Annotated in this window: 21 protein-coding genes and 1 tRNA gene; 14 read left to right on the top strand and 8 right to left on the bottom strand. The window is 66.6% G+C overall.

All coding sequences use genetic code 11. The features are described from left to right. Positions 1-304: 304 nt before the first annotated feature. Positions 305-3,817: a chromosome segregation protein SMC gene (smc, locus tag NOV74_RS00465; protein WP_257308325.1), complete on the bottom strand. Its 3,513-nt coding sequence runs from the start codon at positions 3,815-3,817 to the stop codon at positions 305-307. Between the two features lie 235 nt (positions 3,818-4,052). On the opposite strand from smc, the gene NOV74_RS00460 reads away from it, so the two are divergent. From NOV74_RS00460 to NOV74_RS00415, 10 genes are all read left to right on the top strand, one after another. Further along, positions 4,053-4,784, top strand: coding sequence for a hypothetical protein (locus NOV74_RS00460; protein WP_257308323.1), 732 nt, complete (start codon positions 4,053-4,055; stop codon positions 4,782-4,784). Continuing rightward, entirely contained in the window at positions 4,784-5,623 is an 840-nt protein-coding gene (locus NOV74_RS00455) for a PilN domain-containing protein (protein WP_257308321.1), read from the top strand. Before NOV74_RS00460 ends, NOV74_RS00455 begins: the two co-directional genes overlap by 1 nt. Then, the gene (locus NOV74_RS00450) at positions 5,620-6,198 is read left to right on the top strand and encodes a hypothetical protein (RefSeq protein ID WP_257308320.1); all 579 of its coding nucleotides are present in this window, start codon (positions 5,620-5,622) and stop codon (positions 6,196-6,198) included. The genes NOV74_RS00455 and NOV74_RS00450 overlap by 4 nt, the downstream gene beginning before the upstream one ends. Further along, on the top strand, positions 6,195-6,842 hold the full coding sequence (locus tag NOV74_RS00445; RefSeq protein ID WP_257308319.1) for a hypothetical protein: 648 nt from the start codon (positions 6,195-6,197) through the stop codon (positions 6,840-6,842). Before NOV74_RS00450 ends, NOV74_RS00445 begins: the two co-directional genes overlap by 4 nt. A 17-nt stretch (positions 6,843-6,859) precedes the next feature. Beyond that, positions 6,860-9,148, top strand: a complete 2,289-nt coding sequence (locus NOV74_RS00440) for a secretin GspD/PilQ domain-containing protein (RefSeq protein WP_257308317.1) — start codon at positions 6,860-6,862, stop codon at positions 9,146-9,148. Beyond that, entirely contained in the window at positions 9,145-9,603 is a 459-nt protein-coding gene (locus NOV74_RS00435; RefSeq protein WP_257308315.1) for a type II secretion system protein, read from the top strand. Before NOV74_RS00440 ends, NOV74_RS00435 begins: the two co-directional genes overlap by 4 nt. Positions 9,604-9,977: 374 nt before the next feature. Next, a tRNA-Leu gene (locus NOV74_RS00430) sits at positions 9,978-10,063 on the top strand. Positions 10,064-10,302: 239 nt separating this feature from the next. Then, positions 10,303-10,572: a 30S ribosomal protein S15 gene (gene rpsO / locus NOV74_RS00425; protein WP_257308313.1), complete on the top strand. Its 270-nt coding sequence runs from the start codon at positions 10,303-10,305 to the stop codon at positions 10,570-10,572. Positions 10,573-10,736: 164 nt separating this feature from the next. After that, a complete protein-coding gene (locus tag NOV74_RS00420; protein WP_257308311.1) occupies positions 10,737-11,411 on the top strand; it encodes an NUDIX domain-containing protein in 675 nt (224 codons plus the stop codon). Next, entirely contained in the window at positions 11,408-12,010 is a 603-nt protein-coding gene (locus NOV74_RS00415; RefSeq protein WP_257308309.1) for an L-threonylcarbamoyladenylate synthase, read from the top strand. Before NOV74_RS00420 ends, NOV74_RS00415 begins: the two co-directional genes overlap by 4 nt. Before the next feature lie 46 nt (positions 12,011-12,056). On the opposite strand, the gene NOV74_RS00410 is transcribed toward NOV74_RS00415, so the two are convergent. The 6 genes from NOV74_RS00410 to NOV74_RS00385 all read right to left on the bottom strand — a co-directional run bounded on the left by NOV74_RS00410 (position 12,057) and on the right by NOV74_RS00385 (position 18,056). Continuing rightward, on the bottom strand, positions 12,057-13,457 hold the full coding sequence (locus tag NOV74_RS00410) for an L-serine ammonia-lyase (protein WP_257308308.1): 1,401 nt from the start codon (positions 13,455-13,457) through the stop codon (positions 12,057-12,059). Between the two features lie 25 nt (positions 13,458-13,482). Beyond that, a complete protein-coding gene (gene nadB, locus NOV74_RS00405; RefSeq protein ID WP_257308305.1) occupies positions 13,483-15,057 on the bottom strand; it encodes an L-aspartate oxidase in 1,575 nt (524 codons plus the stop codon). Continuing rightward, a complete protein-coding gene (locus tag NOV74_RS00400) occupies positions 15,054-15,830 on the bottom strand; it encodes a DUF309 domain-containing protein (RefSeq protein WP_257308303.1) in 777 nt (258 codons plus the stop codon). The genes nadB and NOV74_RS00400 overlap by 4 nt, the downstream gene beginning before the upstream one ends. Continuing rightward, positions 15,827-16,549: a peroxide stress protein YaaA gene (yaaA, locus tag NOV74_RS00395; protein WP_257308301.1), complete on the bottom strand. Its 723-nt coding sequence runs from the start codon at positions 16,547-16,549 to the stop codon at positions 15,827-15,829. Before yaaA ends, NOV74_RS00400 begins: the two co-directional genes overlap by 4 nt. Further along, positions 16,546-17,259 carry a DUF3473 domain-containing protein gene (locus tag NOV74_RS00390; RefSeq protein WP_257308299.1) on the bottom strand — a complete coding sequence of 238 codons (714 nt, stop codon included), beginning with the start codon at positions 17,257-17,259 and terminating at the stop codon, positions 16,546-16,548. Before NOV74_RS00390 ends, yaaA begins: the two co-directional genes overlap by 4 nt. Positions 17,260-17,360: 101 nt before the next feature. After that, on the bottom strand, positions 17,361-18,056 hold the full coding sequence (locus NOV74_RS00385; RefSeq protein WP_257308297.1) for a MotA/TolQ/ExbB proton channel family protein: 696 nt from the start codon (positions 18,054-18,056) through the stop codon (positions 17,361-17,363). On the opposite strand from NOV74_RS00385, the gene NOV74_RS00380 reads away from it, so the two are divergent. From NOV74_RS00380 to tatC, 4 genes are all read left to right on the top strand, one after another. After that, positions 18,055-19,482: a UDP-glucose dehydrogenase family protein gene (locus NOV74_RS00380; protein WP_257308296.1), complete on the top strand. Its 1,428-nt coding sequence runs from the start codon at positions 18,055-18,057 to the stop codon at positions 19,480-19,482. The two genes, NOV74_RS00385 and NOV74_RS00380, sit on opposite strands and share 2 nt — an antisense overlap. Then, positions 19,479-19,832 (top strand): AtuA-related protein, encoded by a 354-nt coding sequence (locus NOV74_RS00375; RefSeq protein WP_257308294.1) that lies wholly within the window; start codon positions 19,479-19,481, stop codon positions 19,830-19,832. Before NOV74_RS00380 ends, NOV74_RS00375 begins: the two co-directional genes overlap by 4 nt. Before the next feature lie 32 nt (positions 19,833-19,864). Beyond that, positions 19,865-20,059, top strand: a complete 195-nt coding sequence (gene tatA / locus NOV74_RS00370; RefSeq protein ID WP_257303202.1) for a twin-arginine translocase TatA/TatE family subunit — start codon at positions 19,865-19,867, stop codon at positions 20,057-20,059. Between the two features lie 65 nt (positions 20,060-20,124). Then, positions 20,125-20,895 carry a twin-arginine translocase subunit TatC gene (tatC, locus tag NOV74_RS00365; RefSeq protein ID WP_257308292.1) on the top strand — a complete coding sequence of 257 codons (771 nt, stop codon included), beginning with the start codon at positions 20,125-20,127 and terminating at the stop codon, positions 20,893-20,895. A gap of 36 nt (positions 20,896-20,931) precedes the next feature. On the opposite strand, the gene NOV74_RS00360 is transcribed toward tatC, so the two are convergent. After that, entirely contained in the window at positions 20,932-22,020 is a 1,089-nt protein-coding gene (locus tag NOV74_RS00360; RefSeq protein WP_257308289.1) for a UDP-N-acetylglucosamine--N-acetylmuramyl-(pentapeptide) pyrophosphoryl-undecaprenol N-acetylglucosamine transferase, read from the bottom strand. Positions 22,021-22,163: the final 143 nt, after the last annotated feature.

Genomic DNA, 22,163 nt, shown 5'->3' with positions numbered 1-22,163 from the left:
TTACCAGATAGTTACAAACCGCAGCCGAGCCTCTGTGGAAAAGCCTGTGGATTGATCCTTTCCGACGGACCTAAATCCTGTCGGGAGACGGACTTCGTGGACTTTTTAAGCGTCATCCTTGTGGATTAAAGATCAATTATATCAATTTTTACATTAAATACGATCGCGGCATTTGCCAATCAACTCCGGAATGGGGTTTTCCACAATTTACGCTTTCTTTCGCATTGACAGGCCAAGTGCCCATACCGGGCGGGAAGAGGGAGGCGAAAAGACCTTACGCCATCCATTCCGTCACACCGGGTTCTTAGACGAGGGCTTCGGCTTCCCGAAGCTGGACGCTCACCAGCCGCGAACATCCCGCCTCTTCCATCGTGACGCCGTAGAGGGTGTCGGCCGCGACCATGGTGGGCTTCTGGTGGGTGATGACGATGAACTGGGTGTCGGCCTTCATTTTCTGGACCATGGCGGCGAAGCGGCCCACATTGGCCTCGTCGAGGGGGGCGTCCACCTCGTCCAGCACGCAGAAGGGGCTGGGCTTGAAATGGAAAATGGCGAAGAGGAGGGAGATGGCCGTCAGCGCCTTCTCGCCCCCGCTCAGCAGCGTGAGGGCCTTGGCGCTCTTGCCGGGGGGCTGGGCGGTGATCTCAATGCCGCACTCCAGCAGGTTCTTCGGATCCTCCAAGCTCAACTGGGCCTGGCCGCCACCAAAGGCTTCGCGGAAGACTTCCTGGAAGCGGTTGTTCACGAAGTCGAAGGCCTCCCGGAACCGCTCCTCACTGGTGGCGTTGATTTCCTGGATGGTTGACTCCAGGTTGCCGATGGCGGCGGTGACATCCGCCCGCTGCTCGTTCATGAAGGCCATGCGGGTTTCCGCCTCCTCCAGCTCCTGGATGGCCAGGGGATTCACGCCGCCCAGGTCCATGCGCCGGCCCTGAAGCTCGTTCAGGTGGGTCTGGTGGACCAGCTCGCCTTCGGACCAGGCCTCCCGTTCCGCCTCGCTGATGCCGGCGAGAAAGGCGGGAATATCGAGCCCCAGCGCCAGCTCGATCTCCTTGGCCAGGGCCTCCTGGCTGCCCTGCACCTGGGCGCCATGGATCAACACCTCCTGGTGCTGGGCCCGGGCATTTTCCAGCGCCTCCTGGAATTCACGGGCCGCCCGTTCCTGTACTCGCAGCGTTTCCTGGTCCAGCTCCAGTCGAGGCTGGGCCTCCTGGGCCTGGGCATGCACACCTTCCCGGTCCCTCAGCAGGGCCTGGGATTCAGCTTCCAGTTCCGTCAACCGCCGGGCACAGGTCTCCATCCGGCTGGTCTGCTCCGCGGCCTCGACCTCTTGGCGTTGCCGTTCCGCGTCCAGATCAAACCGGCCCCGCTGGGCCAGCTGGAGATGCCGCTCATGGCCATCCCGCTCCGCCCAGACCGCATCCCGGCTGCGCGCGGCCTCCATGCGCTGGTCGCGGCGCTCGTCCAGCCGATGCCGGGTCTCGCGGACCAGAGTCTCCGCCTGCTGGATGGCCTCTTCCAGGGCGGTGTCGTTCGCCTCTTCCGGGTGGGCCTCCAGCTCCCTGAGCTGCCCCTGGAGCCCCTTGATCTCAGCCTCGATCTGCTCCCAAAGGGCATCCGCCCGCTCACTGGCGGCCCTGATTTCAGCCAACTGAGCCTGCAGCGAAGTCCGCTGGGACTTCAGGGTGTCCGCCCTGCGCCGCAGGGCCCGCAGATCCTCGTCGATCTCCACCGACCGCTCCCGGGCGGCCCGGCTTTCGTCGCCGCCCCGCCCGCGCCGAGCCTCCAGGTCCTCGATCCTGTCCAGCAGGGCCTCACGAGTGCCCTTGGCCTCCTCCTGCTCCGCCCGCAGCTTCAGCGGCGAGGCCGCCGGCGCGGACACGCCCACCTGCACCGGGCCGAAGGGCAGACGCACGTAAGCTGGAGATACAAAGGCCAACTCGGGGTGGGCCAGAGCCAGGGCCGGCAACGCTGCGTCCGCACACCGGAAGGCACGGTCCAGCAGACCGCCCAGGGGGCGCTCCGCTCCACCGGCCCAGCGAAGGTGGTCGCGCAGGGCCTCGCAGCCTTCAGGGATGGGCGAGAGGTTCGCTTGGGACTCCAGGGCCAACAGCAGGTGGCCTGGAGCTTCGGCGGCGCGACCAGCCAGTGCTGCATCGGCCGCCACGACCTGCAGCCAGCCACCTAAGAGTCGCTCCAGGTCCGGTCGCACGGCCTCTTCCACCGTGAGCAGATCCACGAGGGTCTGGGGTCGAACGCCTTGTTCCCGCAGCCAGGTGAGCCCCTTCTGGAGCTCGGCCTCGCCGAAGCTCTTGGCCAGCAGGTCGGAGATTTGCCTCAGACGCCGCTCCGCCGCGTCCAATTCGGCCTCTGCCCGATGGTGATCCTGGGCCAGGGTCCGCTGGGCCTCCTCCAGCTGCTCCGCCCGGCGCCGCTGGTCCAGCGAGGCCTCCTCGGCCCGCTCTAGCTGGGCCAGCAGACCCTCCAGAGTGCGCTCCACCTGGCCGGCCTCAGCCTCGAGGCTTTCCAGCCGCGGCGCGCGGACGGATTCCTCGTGGTTGAGGGTGTCCAGGCGACCCTCCAACTGGGCGACCTGGGTCTGCAGTCCGATGCGCTGCTTCTGGCGCCCCAGGGCCTCTTTCTGGGCTTCCGCCTTCCGCTCCCGGAGGGCATGGAGATCCGCCTCCGCATGCCGGAGGGTGCCCTGGGCCAGGGCGACGGCCTCCTCAGCCTTGGCCAGCTCCGCCTCCTGCTGGGCGAGTCGCTCGCCAGCCGCCTTCAACTGGGCTTCCAGCGCGGTGAAGGAATCGCCGGATTCGGCCAGCCGCGCCACCAGCATCTGGATGTGTTCTTCCAGGCGGTTCCGCTGGTCCTGCGCTTCGCTCCTCCGGTCCTCCTGGAAGCTGCGCTCCTGATCGGCCAGCTGGAGGCGTTGATCCAGCCCGAGCATAGCGCTGGCGCGCTTCGCCTGGGCCTGCTGCTGCTCGTCCACGGACAGGCGCAGGGCCTCGACCTCAGAGGCCTTCTCGGATACCTGCGCGGTGAGCTCGGCCACCCGCCGCTCGGTCGTGTCCAGATCGTCCAGGATGCGCTGTTTGGCGTCCTCCAGTTCCACCACCTTCCCGGCGAGCAGAATCCGCTGGGTGGCCTTGATCTCCGTGTCCAGTTCCTTGGCCTTGCGCGCCCGGGCAGCTTGGCGGCGGAGCGAATCCATCTGCTTGTTGAGCTCGTAGAGGATGTCGTCGAGCCGCTGGAGGTTGCTCCGGGTCTCCTCCAGGCGCTTCTCCGCATCCGCCCGGCGCAGTTTGTACCGCGTGATCCCCGCCGCTTCCTCCAGCAGCAGGCGCCGGTCCTTGGGCTTGCTGCTGAGGATCAGGTCGATCTGGCCCTGCTGGATGAAGCTGTAGGCCCGGGTGCCCATGCCCGTATCCAGCAGGAGGTCCTGCACATCCTTGAGCCGCGCCTCCCGGCCGTTGATGCGGTATTCGCTGCCGGTATCGCGATACAGGCGGCGCGAGATGGTCACCTCCCGGGTGGACCCCGGCAGGGTGGGATCGGGCATATCGAGAACCAGTTTCACCTCGGCCATGCCCGTGGCCCGGCGCTGCGCGGTGCCCGCGAAGATCACGTCGGCCATCTCCGCGCCCCGCAGCATGGAGGCCCGCTGCTCGCCAAGCACCCAGGCGAGGCTGTCGGAGATGTTGGATTTGCCGCAGCCGTTGGGCCCCACGACCGCAGTCATGCCCCCGGGGAAGCTGAGCTTCTGGGCGTCAGCGAAGGACTTGAAACCGTGAAGTTCGAGGGAGATCAGGCGCACGAGATCAGCGCTCCGGGGAAGGTGATGGGGAACATCTGCTTCCATCATTCCATACCAGACGTGATCCCCGTCCCCTTGGGAATCCAGCGGAGGCCCGTTAGACTCGATTCCTTCCCCTGTCCTGTCAGGAGTCGCCTGTGCATTCCCCCAGCCTCCCTCTGTGCAAACCGGCGACGATTGCCCGGCCGGGAGTGTCATATCCGGGCTGGACCTTCAGGATCTGGAGGAGGAGGCCATGAGGCTGCCATTCCTCCAGGCCCCGGAAACCTCCCTGGTGTGGCTGGAAGCCCACCGCATCCATGCGGGCACCCACCGACGCACCCTGGCGGCCCCTCCCACTGAGGATCAGTTGGCTCAGGCCCTGGCCTCCCTGCCCCTGGGACCCACGCGCTGGGTGCTGGATGACCTCTGGACCCCTTCCATCCTCATGAGGGACCTGACGGAATTGCCCAAGGGCGCAGAGGCTCAGGAGGCCTTCTTCCGCTGGCGCTTCACCCAGGTTCTTGCCCTGGAGGAACCTCATTTCGTCCAGGCGCTGGAAATCGAACCCGGAACCTGGCTGGCTTCTGGCATTCGCGAAGAGCTTCGGGAGACCCTGCTCCAGCTTGGCCTCAGGCTCGACCGGAACCTCCATGCCCTCACTCCCCGCTGGCTGCACCTTTACAACCTGCTGGCACCCTCTCTCGAGCTTCCGGGCATGCTCCTCTCCCTGAGCCCCGTCGGCCAGGGCCGCTACGCCGGCACCCTGGTGGCCTGGGGTCGAAGCCTCTGCCTCCTCCGCCAGTGGTCCGAACCCATGAATCCCCAGGACTGGAACGAGGAGCGCATCACCCCCAGTGCCGCCTTCCTCCAGCGGGAATCCCGGACGCCGCAAAGCCTGGCGGTTTGGGGCGCTCCGGCCTGGCCCGATGTCGGCCTGCCGGTGCGCATACTGGATGATCGTTTCGCCCTGGTGGAGACGCCCTGATGGCCGTTCCTGCCCTGCATCTCAACTTGGCGCCCAGGCCCAGCCTGTGGCGACAGCACCACAGAATGCTCGGCTGGGGGGCCCTCGGCCTCGGTGTGGTGTTTCTCCTCGGCTCGCTGGGTCTCACCTGGCGGGCCTACCACCAGGCCGGCCGAGCCGGACGCGATGCCGTGAGTCTTACAGAGGAGACCCGGCGAGCTGCCCACACAGAAGCGCAGATCCAGGCTTCGCTCCAGGGCATGGACGCAACCCGGGAACAAGCCCGGTGGAAGCTGGCTGAACGCATCCTCCAGGAGCGGAGCCTGCCCTGGTCCCGGGTCACCGCGGAACTCGAGCAATGCATGACTCCTGGCATGCGGCTGAAGGGGCTCCAGCGAACGCGTGGCAACGGCCAGCAGGTCGTGATGAAGGTAAAGGGCGAAGCCCAGAGCCGGGAGGCGGAAGCTGCCTTCGTAGACGCCCTTCATACGGCCCCGGTCTTTGCCGAAGTGATCCTGGAGCGAGAATCCGAGCGCCAGGGCGGTGGCTGGGATTTTGAGCTGAGCCTGCCCGCGGCCGCCGTTCCACCGCCTTTCAAGCTGCGGGCCGTGAAGACCGCACCCGCGCCAGCAGCGTCCCCCGTGGCTCGACCCGTTCCAGCCGCCCCCCGACCCGCGCCTGCTGCTCCGGCCCCTGGCCCAGGGGCCGCGCGCCTGGCCCCGCCACCCGCCGCCCCGGCCGCTCCTCTGGCCCCCGGCGGCAAGGAAGGGGTTCAGGCCCGCCCCGCCCCTGTGCCCACCGGTGAAGAGGAAGTGCGCCCACCCAGAGGCTCGCGCTATTCGAGGAGACCCCCCCGATGAGCAGCCCTCTTCGTGCAAGTCGCCTCCGCTTGGTGCTGGGCGCCCTGGGACTGATCCTGGGCCTCGGTGTGGCGATCTTCCTCCTTCCGGACGCCTCCCAGCAGCTGAGCCAGAAACTGAAGGCCAAGCGGGAGGCCGAACTCAATCGCAATCAACAAATCCAGCATCTTCAGGATCTCCAACAACTGGCCGACCGAATCCGCCGGGGCCGGGAAACGCTCGAGAACCTGGAGGCCCGCCTGCCCAAGGGCTCGGCCGGGGAGCTCCAGTGGGATCTCAGCAAAACGCTGCATGAGCTGGCCAAGAAACATGGGCTGCGCCTCCAGACGGTGAAGTACGGCCTCCCCAGCCGGGAAGGCACGCGCGGTTCAGACCTGGAGGCCGTGGATGTGGAATTCATCGCCGTCGGCGTCTACGCCAGCCAAAAGGCCTTCATGCTCGAGCTCGAGGGCTCGGGGCTGCCCTTCGCGGTGAGGGACGGCCGCCTGGAGGAAAGCCCTGAAGGCGCGCGGCTCGACATCGTGCTCCGGGCCTTCCGCAAGGCCGGTGGCCCAGAACGCGAGGAGGAGGCATGAGCACACCCGCCGGCGCCTTCGACTTCCGTTCCATGCTGCAGGAACTCCGGAGCAACCGCCGGACCCAGGTGGCCCTGATCGCCTTCGCCCTGGTCTTGATCTACGGTCTCTACACGATTCTGGCGCCGGACGCCCCGCGGACCAAGCGCGCCGCTTCGACCGGGAATGGCGCCGGCCTGGATCCACGCCAATTGCTGGGCCTGCGCAAGCTGCCGGACCTGGCCGCCCTGGACCGCGCCGGAGAACTGCCGCCCAGTGCCAAGGTGCAGCGCGATCTCTTCCTCTTCGAGGCCCCACCGCCGCCACCCAAGCCAGTGAAGCCACCCCCGCCTCCGCCGCCGCCTACACCCGAAGAACTGGAGCGCCAGCGGTTGGCCCAAGAGAAGGCAGCCGAATTCGCGGGAAGGCCCCAGAACCTCCGCTATCTCGGCTTCTTCAAGGGCAACCCCTCGGGCTTGGTGGGCGCCTTCATGAAAGGCGAAGAGCCCGTGACCCTGGTCCAGGGGACCCTTGTCGGGGACCGTTGGAAACTCGTTTCGATCCTCGATACCCGCGCCGAATTCCAGAACACCAAGTACCCAGACCTGCGGATGGTCCTGGAGGCCCGCGAAGCCTCCGGCGGCGCTCCCGTCAATCAATTCTGATCCGAAGGATGCCACCGATGCCGCTCTCCTCCTTCGCCCCCTTCCGGAAGATCCTTGCCGTCGCCGCGGTCCTGCTCTTCGCCCTCGGCTGCAGCCTCCACAAGGCCAACCAGGCCTATGACGAAGGCCGCTACGATGACGCTGTGGCCTCCTACCGCGAGGTCTTGCGGCGGGACCCCTCGAACACCAAGGCGCGCATCGGCATCCGCCGGGCCTCCCAGCGCGCTGCGGAAGGCCACCTCGCCCTCGCCCGGCAGGCGGAACAGCACGGCATGAGCGATACCGTGTTAACCGAGGTGCGGAAGGCCCTGGTGCTGGATCCCGACAATCAGATCGCCCAGGACTGGCTGATCCGATTGGAGCAGAAGGTCGCCCAGGACAAGGCCGAAGCGGACGCCCTGGACGACCTCGAGGCGATGAAAGCCAAGGCCGATTCAGTGAATGTCGTGCAGTTGAACCCGCGGTCCCTCGAGGGCATGGACCTGAACTTCAGCCGGCGCACCAGTCTACGCGAGATCTTCGCCACCCTCAGTCATGCCTCCGGCGTGAACATCATCACCCATTCCTCCTTCCAGGATCAGACCATTTCCATCGACCTGCGGGGCCTGCCCTTCCAGCGGGTCCTGGACACCTTGATGCTGCAGAATGACCTGTTCTACAAGGTGATCGACAAGAACACCATCATGGTCTTCAAGGCCACGCCGCAGAACCGCGACCTGTACGAGAACCAGCTCCTCAAGACCTACTACCTGTCCAATGCCGACCCCACGGAACTGCGCTCCACCCTCACCACGCTCAACCCCCAGCTGCGGGTGTTCACCGACAAGCGCATCAACGCCATCATCGTAAAGGCCAAACCGCTGGAGCTGGCCGTCGTCGACCAGGTGATCCGCAGCCTCGACAAGGCCAAGGCCGAGGTGATGGTCTACATGGAGCTCATGGAAGTTACCGAAAACAGCCTGGAGCAGGTGGGCCTGCTGCCGGTGATCAACGCCTCCGACACTTCCGGCACCTTCCGCATGGGCGCCACCACGGTGAACAACACCTCGGGCATGAACACCAACTCGGGCTTCACCAAGATCCACACCGCCGATATCCGTGTGCTGTTCCCCAACCTGGCCCTCGACTTCCTCAAAGGCAACGGGGATGCCCGCCTGGTAGCCAGTCCCAACGTTCGCGTGCTCTCCGGCGAAACCGGCGAGGTGAACATTGGCGAAAAGATCTCCACCACCCAAAGCCAACTGTCCCTGCCCACCACGGGCACGGCCGGCGCCGCCTCCACGTCCTCACTGCTGGGCGGCGTGGGCCAGACCTCCTTCTCCTATGAGGATGTGGGCGTGAAAATCAAGGTGGAGCCCCGCGTCCACCACAACGGCGAGATCACCCTCAAGATCAATAGCCTCGTCACCACGCTGAAATCCGGCTCCACCCCTGGGCGCCCCGACCTCGGAAAACGGGAGATCATCACCTCCGCCCGCCTGCGCGATGGTGAGACGGCCATCTTCGGTGGCCTGCTAAAGGATGAGGAGCAGAAGAGCCTTCAGGGCATCTGGGGCCTCGCCGACATCCCCCTCATCGGCCGGCTGACCGGGAACACCCGCAACAGCAAGGCCAAGACGGACGTGATCCTCACCATCCGTGCGGTCCTGGTGCGGAAGCCGGTGCTCACGGAGCAGGATCTCGCCGCTTTCAACCCCGACGATGCAGCGTCCCATTCGGGGATGTTCGCACCGAAGCCTGCCAAGCCCGCCCCGGCAGGAACGGCAACCGCAGCGCCATCCCAACCTGCCCCGGCCCAGCCAGATTCTGCGACCCCTCCTGTCGCGCCCGCGCCAGCCGCACCCGCGCCTTCCACCGCGATCCAGGAAAAAAAGCCTGAGGCACCCCCGGTCGACCAGGCCGCCCCTGCAGCCTCCGATCTGGTGATCTTCATGACTCCGGTGGCCTCGGAGATCAAGATCGGCGAGCGGGTCCAGATCGGCCTCACCGTCAGCGGCGGCAAGGGACTCAGCTCTGGCACGGTGGAACTTCGACTGCCGGCCAATCTCAAACTCGGAGCCGTGGCACCCGGCGACTTCATCACTACGGAAGGCGGCAACCTGGAACAGTTCCCAGGGAAGGACGGCACGTTGAAACTCACCTTCAAACGCAATAGCCCTGAGGTGGACAGCGGTCTCCTGGCCACCCTCGACCTGGTGGGCCTCACGACCGGCAACGCGCCCGTGCTCATCCAGAGCGGACAGTTCCTTGCCGGCACCACCCCCATCTCCGGGCGCTGGTCCAATGCCCTCGTGACGGTGCAGTGAGTCGCCAGGGCGGCTTTACCCTGCTGGAGCTGGTGGTCACGGCCACTGTGCTGATGATCCTCGCCTCCGTGACGGTGCCCCTGGCTCGCAATGGCCTCAAACGCGAGAAGGAACTGGAATTGCGCCGGGACTTGCGGGAGATGCGGCTGGCCATCGACGAGTATAAAAAACAGGCGGACCAGCAGAAGATCAAAGCCCCGCCTGCGGAGGCGAACGGCTATCCCGAAAGCCTGGAGGTGCTGGTGGAGGGCGTTCCCGCCGCCGGGTCTCTCAGCAAGAAGGTGCGGTTCCTCCGTCGCATCCCCGTGGATCCCTTCACGGGCAAGGCTGAATGGGGCCTTCGGAACTCCAACGACGACGCCAACAGCACCAGCTGGGGGGGTGGCCACGTCTACGATGTCTATAGCCTCGCCACCGGGACCGGCATGAATGGGATCCCCTACCGGGAGTGGTGAGCCAAGAGGGTGTCTGCAAATTCCCGCGAGCCGCGACGGCGGCCAGCCGCATGATCCAGGAAGGAAGCGCGCGCAGGGCGATGCGGGACATCGTCCAAGCGCGGTGACGCAGCTGGGCGCGCGGCTGGCCACCGTCCCTCCGGGCTGGGGCGGCGGGCGTCGCCTGGCGTCGTCCAGGGCCCTTGACGTGGAATTACCATGCCTGCGGGCCCTGTCCTAGCCGTGCTCGCCCGGCGCTCCCAGCGCGGCCCGTGCGAATTTGCAGACACCCTCTAAGGTCCGCTCCGAGAAACGCTGTTGCCTCGAAGCGTGGTCCACGCTAGGCTTGGAGTTCGGCACATCCAGAACCTTCGGGGACTGGGCTGTTCTTTCAAGCGGATATGGCGGAATTGGTAGACGCGCTAGTTTCAGGTACTAGTGTTCACAAGACGTGGGGGTTCGAGTCCCTCTATCCGCACCACCATTCGACATGCGCCGAAAGGCGCGTGGAGAATAGGGCCGAACGCGACCGAAGGGAGCGTTGCGGTCCGCAGGCTGAGCGCCAGCGAAGCCAAGGGTGACGGCCAGAGGCCGTCACCACGACGAATGACCTGGCGCGAAGCAACCTTGATAAAGGCACTTGGCCTCCTCCAAGTTCGACCCATCCTCGGTACGGGACTGAGGAACGGGTGACGGGCGATCCCCCGAAAAGGAGCCAGCATGGCCCTGAATGTGGAACAGAAGAAGATCATCATCGACGACTACAAGCAGCACGAGTCGGACACGGGTTCGCCCGAGGTGCAGGTCGCGATCCTGACCAAGCGCATCAACGACCTGACCGAGCACTTCAAGACCCACACCAAGGACTACCACAGCCGCCGGGGCCTCATGATCATGGTCGGCCAGCGTCGCCGCCTGCTCGACTACCTTAAGAGGAAGAGCAAGGATCGCTACGCCAAGCTGATCGAGCGCTTGGGCCTGCGTCGCTAAATAGTCTCCGGGGTTCCCCTCGCAACGCATGCGTGGCGAGGATCTAATGGCGCGCTACGCGCATACCGCCGGACCTCCACGAAGAAGCCCGGCAAAGCCGGGCTTCTTTTTTCTCTTCCCCGAGAGAAGTCACACACCCGCGGGCGTTTTGCTATGTTCAGAAGATGGATCTGAAACCCCTGCCCCGGCCCGAACATCCGGACCCCTACACGGTCACGGGCCGGCGTTTCATCTACGATTCGCCCTGGATCCGGATCCGGGAGGACCGCTTCCGACACCGCAAGGGCGCCGAAGGCCGCTATGCCGTCTGCGGGTTCCACCGTACCGCCTGCGGTGTGCTGGCCCTGGATGATCAGGATCGCGTCGTGCTCGTGGGCCAGTGGCGCTATCCCCTGGAGGCCTATTCCTGGGAGCTCCCCGAAGGCGGCGGCGACATCTCTGAAAGCCCGTTCGAAGCCATGCGCCGGGAGCTGGCGGAGGAGGCCGGCCTCGCGGCCCGGGTGTGGGAACCCCTGGCCTTCTTCCACACCAGCAACTCCTCCACGGAGGAGGAGGCCTTCCTCTTCCTGGCCACGGACCTCACCCCGTGCGATGGGCACCAGGCCGAGGACGATGAAGAGCTGCTGGTCCATCACGAGCCCTTCCAGGATTGCCTCTGCCGCGTGCTGGCTGGAGAGATCACTGACAGCCTCACCGTGGTGGCGCTTTTGGCCCTCCAGGCGCGGCGAAGCGGGGTGGGCGCAGCCCTTGACGCAACGCTCGCAGAACGTTTCTTCCAGCGCCCCCAGGACCACCCTTCCGCGGGCCGCGCGCGCTGGCGTGAGCTGGACGCGCCATGATCCTCACCCTGCACCCAGAGACGCCCCAGGTGCGCCACCTCGAGCGCCTCATGGAGCTGCTGTGCCAGGACGGCGTCATTGCCTATCCCACAGACACGCTCTTCGGGCTGGGCTGCCTGGTGTCCCACAAGAAGGCCGTGGACCGCATTCACCAGCTCAAGGGCCGCGACCCGAAGAAGCCCATGTCGATCATGTGCTCGGACATGGAGATGCTCTGCCGCTACACGCGCCACCTGGACACGCCCACCTTCCGCATCCTCAAGCAGCTGCTGCCGGGGCCCTACACCGTGCTTCTCCCCGCCAGCCGTGAGGTGCCGCGCTACCTGCAGAACAAGCAGGTGGTGGGCCTCCGCATCCCGGACCAGCCCTTCTGCCATGCGCTGGTGACCTTGCTCGGCGAGCCCATCATCACCACCAGCGTCGCGCTGCCGGACCAGCCCATCCTGAACACGGCCTGGGAGATCGAGGAAGAGCTGGGCCACGCCTTGGACATGGTGGTGGACTGCGGCCAGCCCCTGGGCGTTCCCAGCACCATCCTGGATCTCAGCGGCGAGGAGCCCGTCCTCCTGCGCGAAGGCGCGGGAGTCTGGCCTATCTAGCGCCTCTTTTCGACGGGGAGATGAACCAGGGCGGTGGACGTTCGCATCAGCACTCCGGCAGGTTCACCGTGAAGTCTAGGGGGATATCCAGCACATTCACCGCAAGGCCGCCCCGGGCCGTCTCCTTGTACTTGCTCTTCATATCGGCGCCGGTGTCGCGCATGGTCTTGATGACCTTGTCCAGGCTCACGAAGTGGTGGCCGTCTCCGTGCAGCGCCATGCGGGCGGCGTTGATGGCCTTCACGCTGGCCATGGCGTTGCGCTCGATGCAGGGTACCTGCACCAGGCCGCCGATGGGATCGCAGGTGAGGCCCAGGTTGTGCTCCATGCCGATCTCCGCGGCGTTCTCCACCTGGTCCGGCGTGCCGCCCATCACTTCGGCCAGGGCCCCGGCCGCCATGGAGCAGGCCACGCCCACCTCGCCCTGGCAGCCCACCTCGGCGCCGCTGATGGAGGCGTTCTCCTTGTAGAGGGCACCGATGGCCCCGGCCGTCAGGAGGAACCGCGCCACCCCCTCGTCCGTGGCCCCGGGCACGAAGCGCCGGTAGTAGTGTAGGACGGCGGGGATGATGCCTGCGGCGCCGTTGGTCGGAGCCGTCACCACGCGGCCCCCGGCCGCGTTTTCCTCGTTCACCGCCAGGGCGTAGAGGCTCACGAAGTCCAGGGCCGTGAGGGGATCCTTGAGGCCCGCCTCCGGGGACTCGGTCAGGCGGCGGAACAACGCCGGGGCCCGGCGCGGCACCTTCAGGCCGCCGGGCAGAACCCCTTCCGTCCGGCAGCCGCGCCGCACGCAGGCCTGCATCACCGACCACAGCTCCTGGAGACCCGACTGGATCGCGTTCTCAGAGCGCCAGGTCCGCTCGTTCGCCAGCATCACCTGGCTGACGGTCAGGTTCTGCCTCCGGCAGTGGTCCAGCAGGTCCTTGGCCGTGTGGAAGGGGAACGGCGGCTCCGGGCCAGTAGCGGCCTGGACCGGGAGGCCCTCCTCCACAACGAAGCCGCCACCCACGGAGTAGTAGACCTTGGTGCGGAGCACCCCGCCGGCCGCGTCCAGGGCCGTGAAGCGCAACCCGTTCGGATGGAAGGGCAGGCTCTTGTGGAGCAGATGCAGGTGCTCCGCCTCGCGGAAGGGGACCTCGTGCTTCCCGAGGAGGGCGAGCCGCCCCGAATCGCGAACCCGCGCCACCAGGTCCTTCACGGCCTCCACGTCCACGCCCTCCGGGGTCTCTCCCAGCAGGCCGAAGAGCACCGCCTTGTCGCTGCCGTGGCCCCTTCCCGTGGCGCCCAGGCTCCCGAACAGCTCGGCCTTCACCGCGGCGGTGGCCTCCAGCAGGCCCGCGGTCTCCAATCCGAGAACAAAGCTTCGGGCAGCCCGCATGGGCCCCACGGTGTGCGAGGAGCTGGGGCCGATGCCGATGCGGAGGAGGTCGAAGACGGACAGAACCATGTCTCCATTGTCCCGCAGGATGCGATCAATCCACCCGGTAATGGCAGCCGCGGCTTTCGGGGTTCTGGAGGGCGGCGTTGAGGATCAGGCGGGCACAGAGGATGCCGCTGCGCAGTTCCAGCAGTTCCCGGCTCAGTGGGGCCTCATGGTAGAACCGCTCGATGCGGTGGGCCAGGTAGTGCAGGTCGGACTTGGCCCGCTCCAGGCGCGCGCTGCTGCGGACAATGCCTGCGTAATTCCAGAGGGTGCTGCGGATCAGGCGCCAGTCCTGGTCGATGAGCAGGGGATCCGTTTCCTCCTTGTCTTCCGGCATGCGCCAGGAGGCCAGCTCGCCGGGATCCGGATCTACCGCTTCCCGCAGTTCCCGCACCACGGCATCGGCCCCGTGGAAGCCCCAGACCAGGCCTTCCAGGAGACTCGTGGAAGCCAGACGATTGGCGCCATGGAGCCCCGTGCAGGACACCTCCCCGGCGGCGAAGAGCCCCGGCAGGCTGGTGCGGCCCTCCAGGTCCACCAGCACCCCCCCGCAGAAGTAGTGGGCGGCGGGCACCACCGGGATGGGCTGGCGGTGCGGATCGATGCCCTCGGCGTGGCAGGCCGCCATGATCGTGGGGAAATGCTCGTCGAGGTTCAGCTTCGCGGCCACGGGGGCCAGGTCCAGGTAGGCGCAGGATTCCCCGCTGGCGGCCATCTCCTGGAAAATGGCCCGGCTCACCACGTCGCGCGGGGCCAGCTCCATCTGCTCCGGCGCGTACTTCACCATGAAGCGCTCGCCTTTGCGATTCACCAACTGCGCGCCTTCGCCCCGCAGGGCCTCGGTCAACAGGGTCCGGGGTTTGCCCGGGACGTAGAGGGTGGTGGGATGAAACTGGAGATATTCACAGTTCACGATGCGGGCGCTGGCCCGGTAGGCCGCGGCCAAGCCGTCTCCGGTGGCCCCGGCGGGATTCGTGGTGTGCAGGTAGAGGTAGCCCAGGCCGCCGGTGGCCAACAACGTCCGGCGGGCCAGGAGCCCCTCCACCTCGCCCGTGGCGGGGTCGAAGAGGTAGGCACCGTGGACCCTGATGGGCTCGTAGACCCGCGCGGGGCTGACACAATGGTGGGGACTGGTGATGAGGTCCACCAGGCAGAGGCGCTCCCGCAAGCGGATCTTAGGGTGCTTGCGCACGGCTTCGCTGAGGGCCGTCTGGATGGCCAGCCCCGTGGCGTCCTTGGCGTGGTAGATGCGCCTGGCGCTGTGGGCGGCCTCGGCGGTGGGATCAGGTGTCCCGTTCGCCCCCAGGTCGAAGGGCACCCCCAGCCGCTCCCAGAGGAAGCTCCGGCAGAGTTGCGGCCCTTCCTCCGCCAGTTGCTGAACGGCCTCGGGCCGGCACAGGCCCGCACCCGCGGCCTCGATGTCCGCGGCCAACAGACCCGGAGAATCGCCTTCCTCCGGTGGCGGCTGGCCAATGATGCCGCCCTGGGCCCACGCCGTGTTGCTGCCGCCCAGCTCATCTTTGGCCACCAAGACCACGGAGATGCCCTGATCCGCCGCGCGCAGGGCCGCCGAACAGCCCGCAATGCCCGCGCCCAACACCAGCAGATCGGCCACATCCTTCATGCCAGCTCCCAGGTGGGGCGGTCCAGGGCCCACAGGGCCGATAGATCCGAGTCGTCCGTCATGCGCTTCCCATGGTCCAGCCGACGGGCCGTCAGGTCCAGCGCGACCTCGGCCCGCACCTCACCCCAGGGGGTGGCGACGCGGCCGCCACAGGCTTCCAGCCGGCCCAGGCCCTCTTCCCACAGAGCCATCAGGCCTCGCAGATTGTTCTGCTGGAGGTGATGGTACCCCCCCGTCAGCAGGATGAGCCCCTGGAGCTGCCCCTTCAGGTCGCCCTCTGCGGCCTCCCACAGCGGTTCCAGGGCGTCGTGGCACTCATGGTAGAGGCCGTGGTTGAAGAGGGACACACCACAGGCCAGCGGGTATCGGGCACCCAAGGGCAGCGGCGTGAGGGCCGCCAGCTGCCAACCGCAGCGCAGGCTCACCAAGGGACCCCAGGCGCCCCAGGCGACCGTCGGGCGCCAGCCGGCGGGTCCGGCTTCCGCCGTGTCCGGCCAGGCGGCCAGGTGGGCCTGCCAGGCGGCGGCGGGGTCGTGGTGACCCAGGGCGCTCAGCATCCGGGCCGCGTGAGCCAGCAACTCGGCCTCGGGAATGCCCTCCACATGGGCTTTCCGCAGGGCCGGCGCCCCGAGGATCGTGGGCCAGACCAGGACTTGGCGGGCCTCCGGATCGCCCAGGGCCGCTTCCATGCGGGCCTGGAAGAAGCGCTGGATCTCCAGGGGGAGCTGGGGCTGGCGCTGCCAGAAGGGGGTGCGGTTGCAATCGTCGCTCATGGTTCCACCAGCAGCCGGAGGATCAATCCGCCCCGGTCGTTCTCGTCCACTCCTGCCCAACGGCAGCCTGGTATGTGTCCCTTCAGCACCTTCCGAGGATCGCCCTGCCCATGGAGCAGAAGCCACCGCGCCACCAGTCCCCGGTACTTCTTCGAGAAATGGCTGATCGTCTTGCCCCGGGCATCCAGGATCTCGACAGTGTGCCGGGGCCGGCTCCAGCCCTTGAGCAGATTGGCAGAGTCGCCGGGCAGAAGTTCCCACACGGGCCCCTCGGGGAGGGCCTCCAGCTGCGCGGACAGCGCCTTCCGCCAGTGGGTCTTCAATCCCGGGATGGCACCCAGCTTGAGTTTGTAAGGCGGCAACAACTCATCGCCGCGAACCAGGCCTCGCAGGTTGGACAGGATGAAGACTCGGATCCAGGCTTCGGGGGGCAGCGAGGCAGCGCCCAGCGCCTGAAAAGCCACGCCGGAATAGCGCGACAGCGCGGGTAGCAACGGCACGGGCCGGGCCAGTGCCAGGGCTTCGGTCCGGGCCTTGGCCAGGGCCAGATCCTTCACCTCAAAGGCCTTCTTCAGCGCCTCTGGCGAGCCGGTCTTCGCCAAGGCCACCAGACGCTCCCGCACCCAGCGCTGAGCAGGCGTCTCTGCCAAGCGACCCCGCACGCCTCCGGCAGCCTTGTCCTCCGAAGGTGCGAGCAGGATGATCGGCGCGCCCTTCATTGAGACTCCACCCAGGCTTCCAGGGTGGTGAGGCGGATCCCGCCCAGAAGCTCACGCAGTCGTCCTTCGTAGCCACGCAGCGCGATGCTGTGGGTGTAACGGTGGCCCAGTGAGATCCCCGCGAGCCGGGGCTGCTCCGCGTCCAGTTCCCAGGGGTGCAGCACCAGGGGCGTGCCCGCATCGTCCAGGGCCAAAACTTCCAGAGCACGCCGGACGAGTCCGAAGGGCAGCACCCTCGGGCCCCAACCCCAGAGTGGCATGCGGACCGGCCCCGACCAGAGCACGGGCGGCGGCAGTTCCCACAGACCTTCGGCCAGCCGGTATGGGCGCCGGGGTGCCGCAGGATTTCCAATGACGGCCAGGGGTACGCGGCTGGAGTCATACCGGAAGCCAAGTTCCGGGAGATCCTGCCACCACTCCCCGGCGGGGCCGCGCAGGCTCCACTCCGGGGCCCGGTAGCCCACCACGGGACAACCCGTGAGGTCCTCCAGCAAGGCCTTCCCATCCCGCATCGCGCTGCGCCACTCGGACCGGTCCATCTCGAAGACGCGCCGGTGTGTGAGACCGTGCAGGCCGATGGCGTGGCCTTCCGCCGCAATGCGCCGCAGCAGGGCGGGATGGCGCCGGGCCTGATCCCCCAGGCAGAACCAGGTGGCCTTGGCCTCAAGCTCCGAACAGAGGGCCAGCGACCGCTCAGTCGCCAGCGGCAATCGGCATTCGAACCGATCCAGGGCCTCGGGCCGATCAAAAGGCGGGCAGCAGAGCTGGAACCAGTCCTCCCAGTCCAGGGAGAGGGGAAGGCGGAGGCTGCTCAGGTGAAGTTCCGCTCGGAAAGGCTGATGAACTCGAGGGAGAAGTCGTCCAATTCCGTCTGGAACTGCTTCAGTTGGCCCTGGAAGAAGTTGTAGGCCATGAGCGCGGGGATGGCCGCGACCAAGCCGATGGCTGTGGCCACGAGGGCTTCGGAGATGCCGGGGGCCACCGTGGCCAGGTTCGCGTTCCCCGTGGCGCCAATCCCGCGGAAAGCATCGATGATGCCCCACACGGTGCCGAAGAGGCCGATGAACGGGCTCACCGCCGCCACCGTGGCCAGGCCGCCCAGGGACCGCTCGAGCCGCCCCATCTCCACCACGCTGGCCCGCTGGAGGCTGCGCTCCACGGCCTCCATGCTGCGGAGCTGAGGCCGGCCGTCTGGACCCACCTGACGCAGTTGGTACGTGACCTCGCCGTAGCCGGCCACGAAGAGGCCTACCAGCGGGCTCATGGCAAACCGCTCCAATTGCTGCTTCAGGTCACGCCAGTCCGTGGCCCGCTTGAAGGCACCGCGAAAGCGTTCGGATACCTCGCGACTCCGGTGGTAGAGCAGCGCCTTCCGGATGATCACGACCCAACTCAGCAGCGAGAAGGTGAAGAGGATCGTCAGCACCGACTTGGCGACGGGGCCCGCATGGAGCATCACCTCCAGCAAGTTGACTTCGTTGCCCGTGGGTGCCGCCAGGATTGCCATGCTGCCTCCGTTCCTGGAAATGATACCAAGCGGGGATGTGGCTACACTGGGTGCTTTGCGCGAGGACGTCATGCAGGTGCTGGTCATCGGGTCGGGATACGTGGGGCTGGTGGCAGCCACCTGCTTCGCCGAGGCCGGGCATCAGGTCCTTGGAATCGATGTGGACGCCGCCAAGGTGGCCACCCTCGCGAAGGGTGAATCCCCCATCTTCGAGCCGGGCCTGGACGACCTTCTCACGAAGCACCTGACCTCCGGAGCCTTGCGCTTCACCACGGACCTGCAGGCAGGCATCGCCGAGGCTGACGCGGCTTTCATCTGCGTGGGCACGCCCCAGAGCGAGGACGGCAGCGCGGACATGAAGTACGTGCTGGCGGTGGCCAGTCAGATCGGCCAAGCCATGGCCCTGCGGGGGAAGGACGCCAAACCCCTGATCGTGGTCGACAAGAGCACGGTGCCCGTGGGCACCGCGGCGCGGGTCCACGCGGAGATCGCAGCACACACCGACCGCGCCTTCGAAGTGGTGAGCAACCCCGAGTTCCTGCGCGAGGGCTCGGCCATCAGTGACTTCCTGGAGCCTGACCGCGTCGTGGTGGGCTGCCGGACGGACCACGCCGAGGCCGTGATGAAGGGCCTCTACCAGCCCTTCCTGGACCGCAGCGGAGGCAAGTGGTTCCGCATGGATCCCCCAAGCGCCGAACTGACTAAGTACGCTGCCAACGCCATGCTGGCGCTGCGCATCAGCTTCATCAACGAGATTGCCAATCTGGCTGAGGCAGTGGGCGCGGACGTGGACCATGTGAAAACGGCCATTGGCGCCGATCACCGCATCGGCCCCGCCTTCCTGAATCCCGGCCCCGGCTTCGGCGGCTCCTGCTTTCCCAAGGATCTGCAGGCTCTGTTGAAGGTAGGCCGGGAATACGGGCAACCAATGATGACCCTGGCCACCACCGTGGAAGCCAACCGCCACCAGAAGCAAGTTTTGCTTCGGAAGGTGAAGGCCCACTTCCACGTGAAAGCCGGTGTACCCGCCCCTCTGAAGGGTCGGCGCTTCGCCCTCTGGGGCCTGGCCTTCAAGGCCAATACGGATGACATCCGGGAAAGCATGGCCCTGGAACTCATCGATGGCCTGGTGAATCTGGGCGCGGAGGTCGTGGTCCACGACTTCGCCGCCATGGACGCCGTGAGAGCCAAGATCGGTGACAAGGTGCGCTACGCTGCCACACCGTTGGAGGCCTGCGAAGGCGCAGACGCCCTGCTCATCGCCACAGAATGGCCCGATTACAAAGCGGCCGATCTCGAGACCATCGCCAAGGCCCTTAAGGCCCGCTGCCTGTTCGACGGCCGCAACCTGTTCCGGCCGGAGGCCATGGAAGCCAAGGGCTGGACCTACCATTCCCTGGGACGCCGCACCGTGGAGGCCAAATGACCCACACCCGCATCCGCCTTGAAGACATCGCCCACGCCCGCAGTGGTGACAAGGGGGACGGTTCCAACGTGGGCGTCATCGCCTACACCGAGGCCGGCTATCGCTTGTTGCAACAAGAGCTTACGTCGGAACGTGTCAAACATCACTTTTCAACCATATGCAAAGGCAGTGTTGAACGTTTTGAAGTTCCTAACCTCAAGGCCATCAACTTCATCCTGCACGACTCGCTGGGCGGGGGCGGCAGCGAAAGTGTGAAAACTGATGCCCAGGGCAAGACTCACGGGCAGGCCCTGCTTAGAATGGAACTCGACCTTCCGGCCGGCCTGGCGCTGGCGGATCTCAAACCCTGAAGGGCATTCGCATCCCGCCAAGGAGCACGAACATGGGCAATCTCGGAATGATGGAAATCCTGCTGATCGGCATCGCGCTGTTGATCTTCTTTGGCCCCTCGCGCCTGCCGGAACTGGGCAAGAGCCTGGGCAAAGGCATCCAGGAGTTCAAGAAGGCCAGCCGCGAGTTGACGGATTCCGTGAAGGAAGATGTCAGCGCGCCCCCCGCCGACAAGGACAAGAAGTAGGCCCTCAAGCCCTCCATCGGCCGGCCTCCTGACGGGGGCCGGCCTCTTTCTCCCCCTCGAGGACCATGGCGCTTCCGGCCACGCCACCCGACAAGATGAGCTTCTGGGAGCACCTGCAGGAGCTGCGGGTGCGCATTGTCCGCTCGCTCGCCATCGTGGCCGTAGGCTTCGCGATCACCTACGCCTTCCGCTTCAAGCTGTGGACCTGGGCCCAGAAGCCCTTCCTTGAGGCCATGTCCCGCCAGACCGGCAAACCCATCGCCGCCCTCGATCCCTTCGCCTTCACGGACCTCACCGAGCCCTTCTTCAGCATGATGCGGCTCTCGCTTTGGTGCGCGGCGGTGTTCTGCGCGCCCTTCCTCTTCTACCAGCTCTGGGCCTTCATCCGGCCCGGCCTGCTGCCCAAGGAGCGCCGCCTGGTCGTCCCGTTCGTCTTCGTGACCTCGGGGTGTTTCCTCGCTGGCGCCGCCTTCGCCTACAAGCAGGCCTTCCGGTTCCTGGGCGATATCCTCTTCCAGGAAGCCGCCTCCGCGGGGCTGCGGGCCAATCTGCACGCCTCGGACTACCTGGATCTGTTCATCTCCACCACGCTCATCACCGGGGTGATGTTCGAGCTGCCGGTTTTGTTCTTCTTCCTGGCGAAATTCCGCATCGTGACGGCCCGGCTCATGCTGAAGTACTGGCGCCACGCCACCATGGCCATCCTGATCTTCAGCGCCTTCTTCACGCCTGGGGATGTGGTGGTGACCACCATCTTCTTCAGCGTCGTGCTGCTGGGTCTCTACTTCATCTCCGTGGTGGTCGCCTGGCTGGCGGAACCGCGCACTCCGAAGTGAGCGCCCGATAAAATCTGACAAGGCCGAAGACCTCCGTCAGGCGCTTTGATCCGCCAGGTCATCCAGGCAGAGGTCCACGGCCCGGTTGGGTTCCCGCGGGATCGACAGAGATCGCCGCGCCTCTCCATCCGCCATGAGACGCCGCAGGGCACGCTGAAGACGGTCCGGGAACTCGGACCCCTGCTCCACGACGGCCGCCCGCCCTTCCGAAGCCAGGGCGAGGGCATTCATGCGCTGGTGGCCACTGGCGCTGGTGGGCAGGGGGACCAGGACGGCGCCTCGGCCCACGGCCTTCAGCTCAGCGCAGGTGCTGGCTCCGGAACGGCTCAGGACGAGGCTGGCGGATTCCATGGCTTCGTCCATGTGGGTGATGAAGGGGACCAGCGCATGCCGGGGATGGCGGAGGCGGGGCTTGAGCCGCTCGAACTCGGCGGGTCCGGCCTGGTGCAGGATTTCCCATTCCGGTCCCGCCTCCAGCAACGCTGGCGCAGTCAACAAGAGCGCTTCGTTGAGGGTCCGGGCGCCGCCGCTACCCCCCAAGATCAATAGCCGGTAGGGCGGTTCCAGTGCTTCTGCCGATCGGAAATTCCGGAGGAAGGCGTCCCGCACCGGCGTGCCCACCACACGGCAATCGGCCCCGGGCAGCAGCGGGCGCACCGCCTCCAGGCCACACCAGACGCGCCGGGCCTTTGGGGCGACGAGCCTCACCAGCGCCCCCGGAGCGGCGTTGCTTTCATGCAGGAAGAACGGGATGCCAAGCCCCTTCGCCGCCAGCAAGGCCGGCGCGGCTGCGTAGCCACCGGTGCCGATCACCGCCCAAGGCCTCCCCTGACGCCACATGGCCTTTAGGTGGGCCGTGGCGCGCCAGAGCTTCCAGGCCGACTTCGCCGCCCGCAGCGGCGACCGCCCCAGGAACCCCTCCACATCCAGCAGCAGGTGAGGCCAAGCACTGCCCGGAAGTTCCCGGGCCTCGATGCCGCGACGGGCTCCCACGAAGGCAATGGCGCGTCCGGGCCACCGCCGGCGAGCCCCTTCCGCCAGGGCCATGGCCGGGAAAAAATGCCCGCCCGTTCCCCCTCCCGTGAGGACGAGAGCTCCATCGAAGGTCGGCGTGGCGTCATGCATGATCCGACCACCATACCGGAACGCTGCCAATCCTACCCGGAGACAGCACCAACCTACCTGAGGGCAGATCCGTGATTCCTGGCACAAAGATCGTCAAAGGCCGGTAAGGTGGAAGGTCACGCCGCGCTAGAATCCATTTTTCG

The sequence above is a fragment of the Geothrix fuzhouensis genome (assembly GCF_024609325.1).
In the GTDB taxonomy this organism is placed as follows: domain Bacteria; phylum Acidobacteriota; class Holophagae; order Holophagales; family Holophagaceae; genus Geothrix; species Geothrix fuzhouensis.
Note: the sequence above shows the minus strand (reverse complement) of the source record. Positions and strands in the feature narration are given on the sequence as shown.

Excerpts from the sequence above, each read along its gene's own strand:
- NOV74_RS00460 (WP_257308323.1), top strand. The coding sequence starts at position 4,053 with ATGAGGCTGCCATTCCTCCAGGCCCCGGAAACCTCCCTGGTGTGGCTG.
- NOV74_RS00455 (WP_257308321.1), top strand. The coding sequence starts at position 4,784 with ATGGCCGTTCCTGCCCTGCATCTCAACTTGGCGCCCAGGCCCAGCCTG.
- NOV74_RS00450 (WP_257308320.1), top strand. The coding sequence starts at position 5,620 with ATGAGCAGCCCTCTTCGTGCAAGTCGCCTCCGCTTGGTGCTGGGCGCC.
- NOV74_RS00445 (WP_257308319.1), top strand. The coding sequence starts at position 6,195 with ATGAGCACACCCGCCGGCGCCTTCGACTTCCGTTCCATGCTGCAGGAA.
- NOV74_RS00440 (WP_257308317.1), top strand. The coding sequence starts at position 6,860 with ATGCCGCTCTCCTCCTTCGCCCCCTTCCGGAAGATCCTTGCCGTCGCC.
- rpsO (WP_257308313.1), top strand. The coding sequence starts at position 10,303 with ATGGCCCTGAATGTGGAACAGAAGAAGATCATCATCGACGACTACAAG.
- NOV74_RS00420 (WP_257308311.1), top strand. The coding sequence starts at position 10,737 with ATGGATCTGAAACCCCTGCCCCGGCCCGAACATCCGGACCCCTACACG.
- NOV74_RS00415 (WP_257308309.1), top strand. The coding sequence starts at position 11,408 with ATGATCCTCACCCTGCACCCAGAGACGCCCCAGGTGCGCCACCTCGAG.
- NOV74_RS00410 (WP_257308308.1), bottom strand. The coding sequence starts at position 13,457 with ATGGTTCTGTCCGTCTTCGACCTCCTCCGCATCGGCATCGGCCCCAGC.
- nadB (WP_257308305.1), bottom strand. The coding sequence starts at position 15,057 with ATGAAGGATGTGGCCGATCTGCTGGTGTTGGGCGCGGGCATTGCGGGC.
- NOV74_RS00400 (WP_257308303.1), bottom strand. The coding sequence starts at position 15,830 with ATGAGCGACGATTGCAACCGCACCCCCTTCTGGCAGCGCCAGCCCCAG.
- yaaA (WP_257308301.1), bottom strand. The coding sequence starts at position 16,549 with ATGAAGGGCGCGCCGATCATCCTGCTCGCACCTTCGGAGGACAAGGCT.
- NOV74_RS00380 (WP_257308296.1), top strand. The coding sequence starts at position 18,055 with ATGCTGCCTCCGTTCCTGGAAATGATACCAAGCGGGGATGTGGCTACA.
- NOV74_RS00385 (WP_257308297.1), bottom strand. The coding sequence starts at position 18,056 with ATGGCAATCCTGGCGGCACCCACGGGCAACGAAGTCAACTTGCTGGAG.
- NOV74_RS00375 (WP_257308294.1), top strand. The coding sequence starts at position 19,479 with ATGACCCACACCCGCATCCGCCTTGAAGACATCGCCCACGCCCGCAGT.
- tatA (WP_257303202.1), top strand. The coding sequence starts at position 19,865 with ATGGGCAATCTCGGAATGATGGAAATCCTGCTGATCGGCATCGCGCTG.
- tatC (WP_257308292.1), top strand. The coding sequence starts at position 20,125 with ATGGCGCTTCCGGCCACGCCACCCGACAAGATGAGCTTCTGGGAGCAC.
- NOV74_RS00360 (WP_257308289.1), bottom strand. The coding sequence starts at position 22,020 with ATGCATGACGCCACGCCGACCTTCGATGGAGCTCTCGTCCTCACGGGA.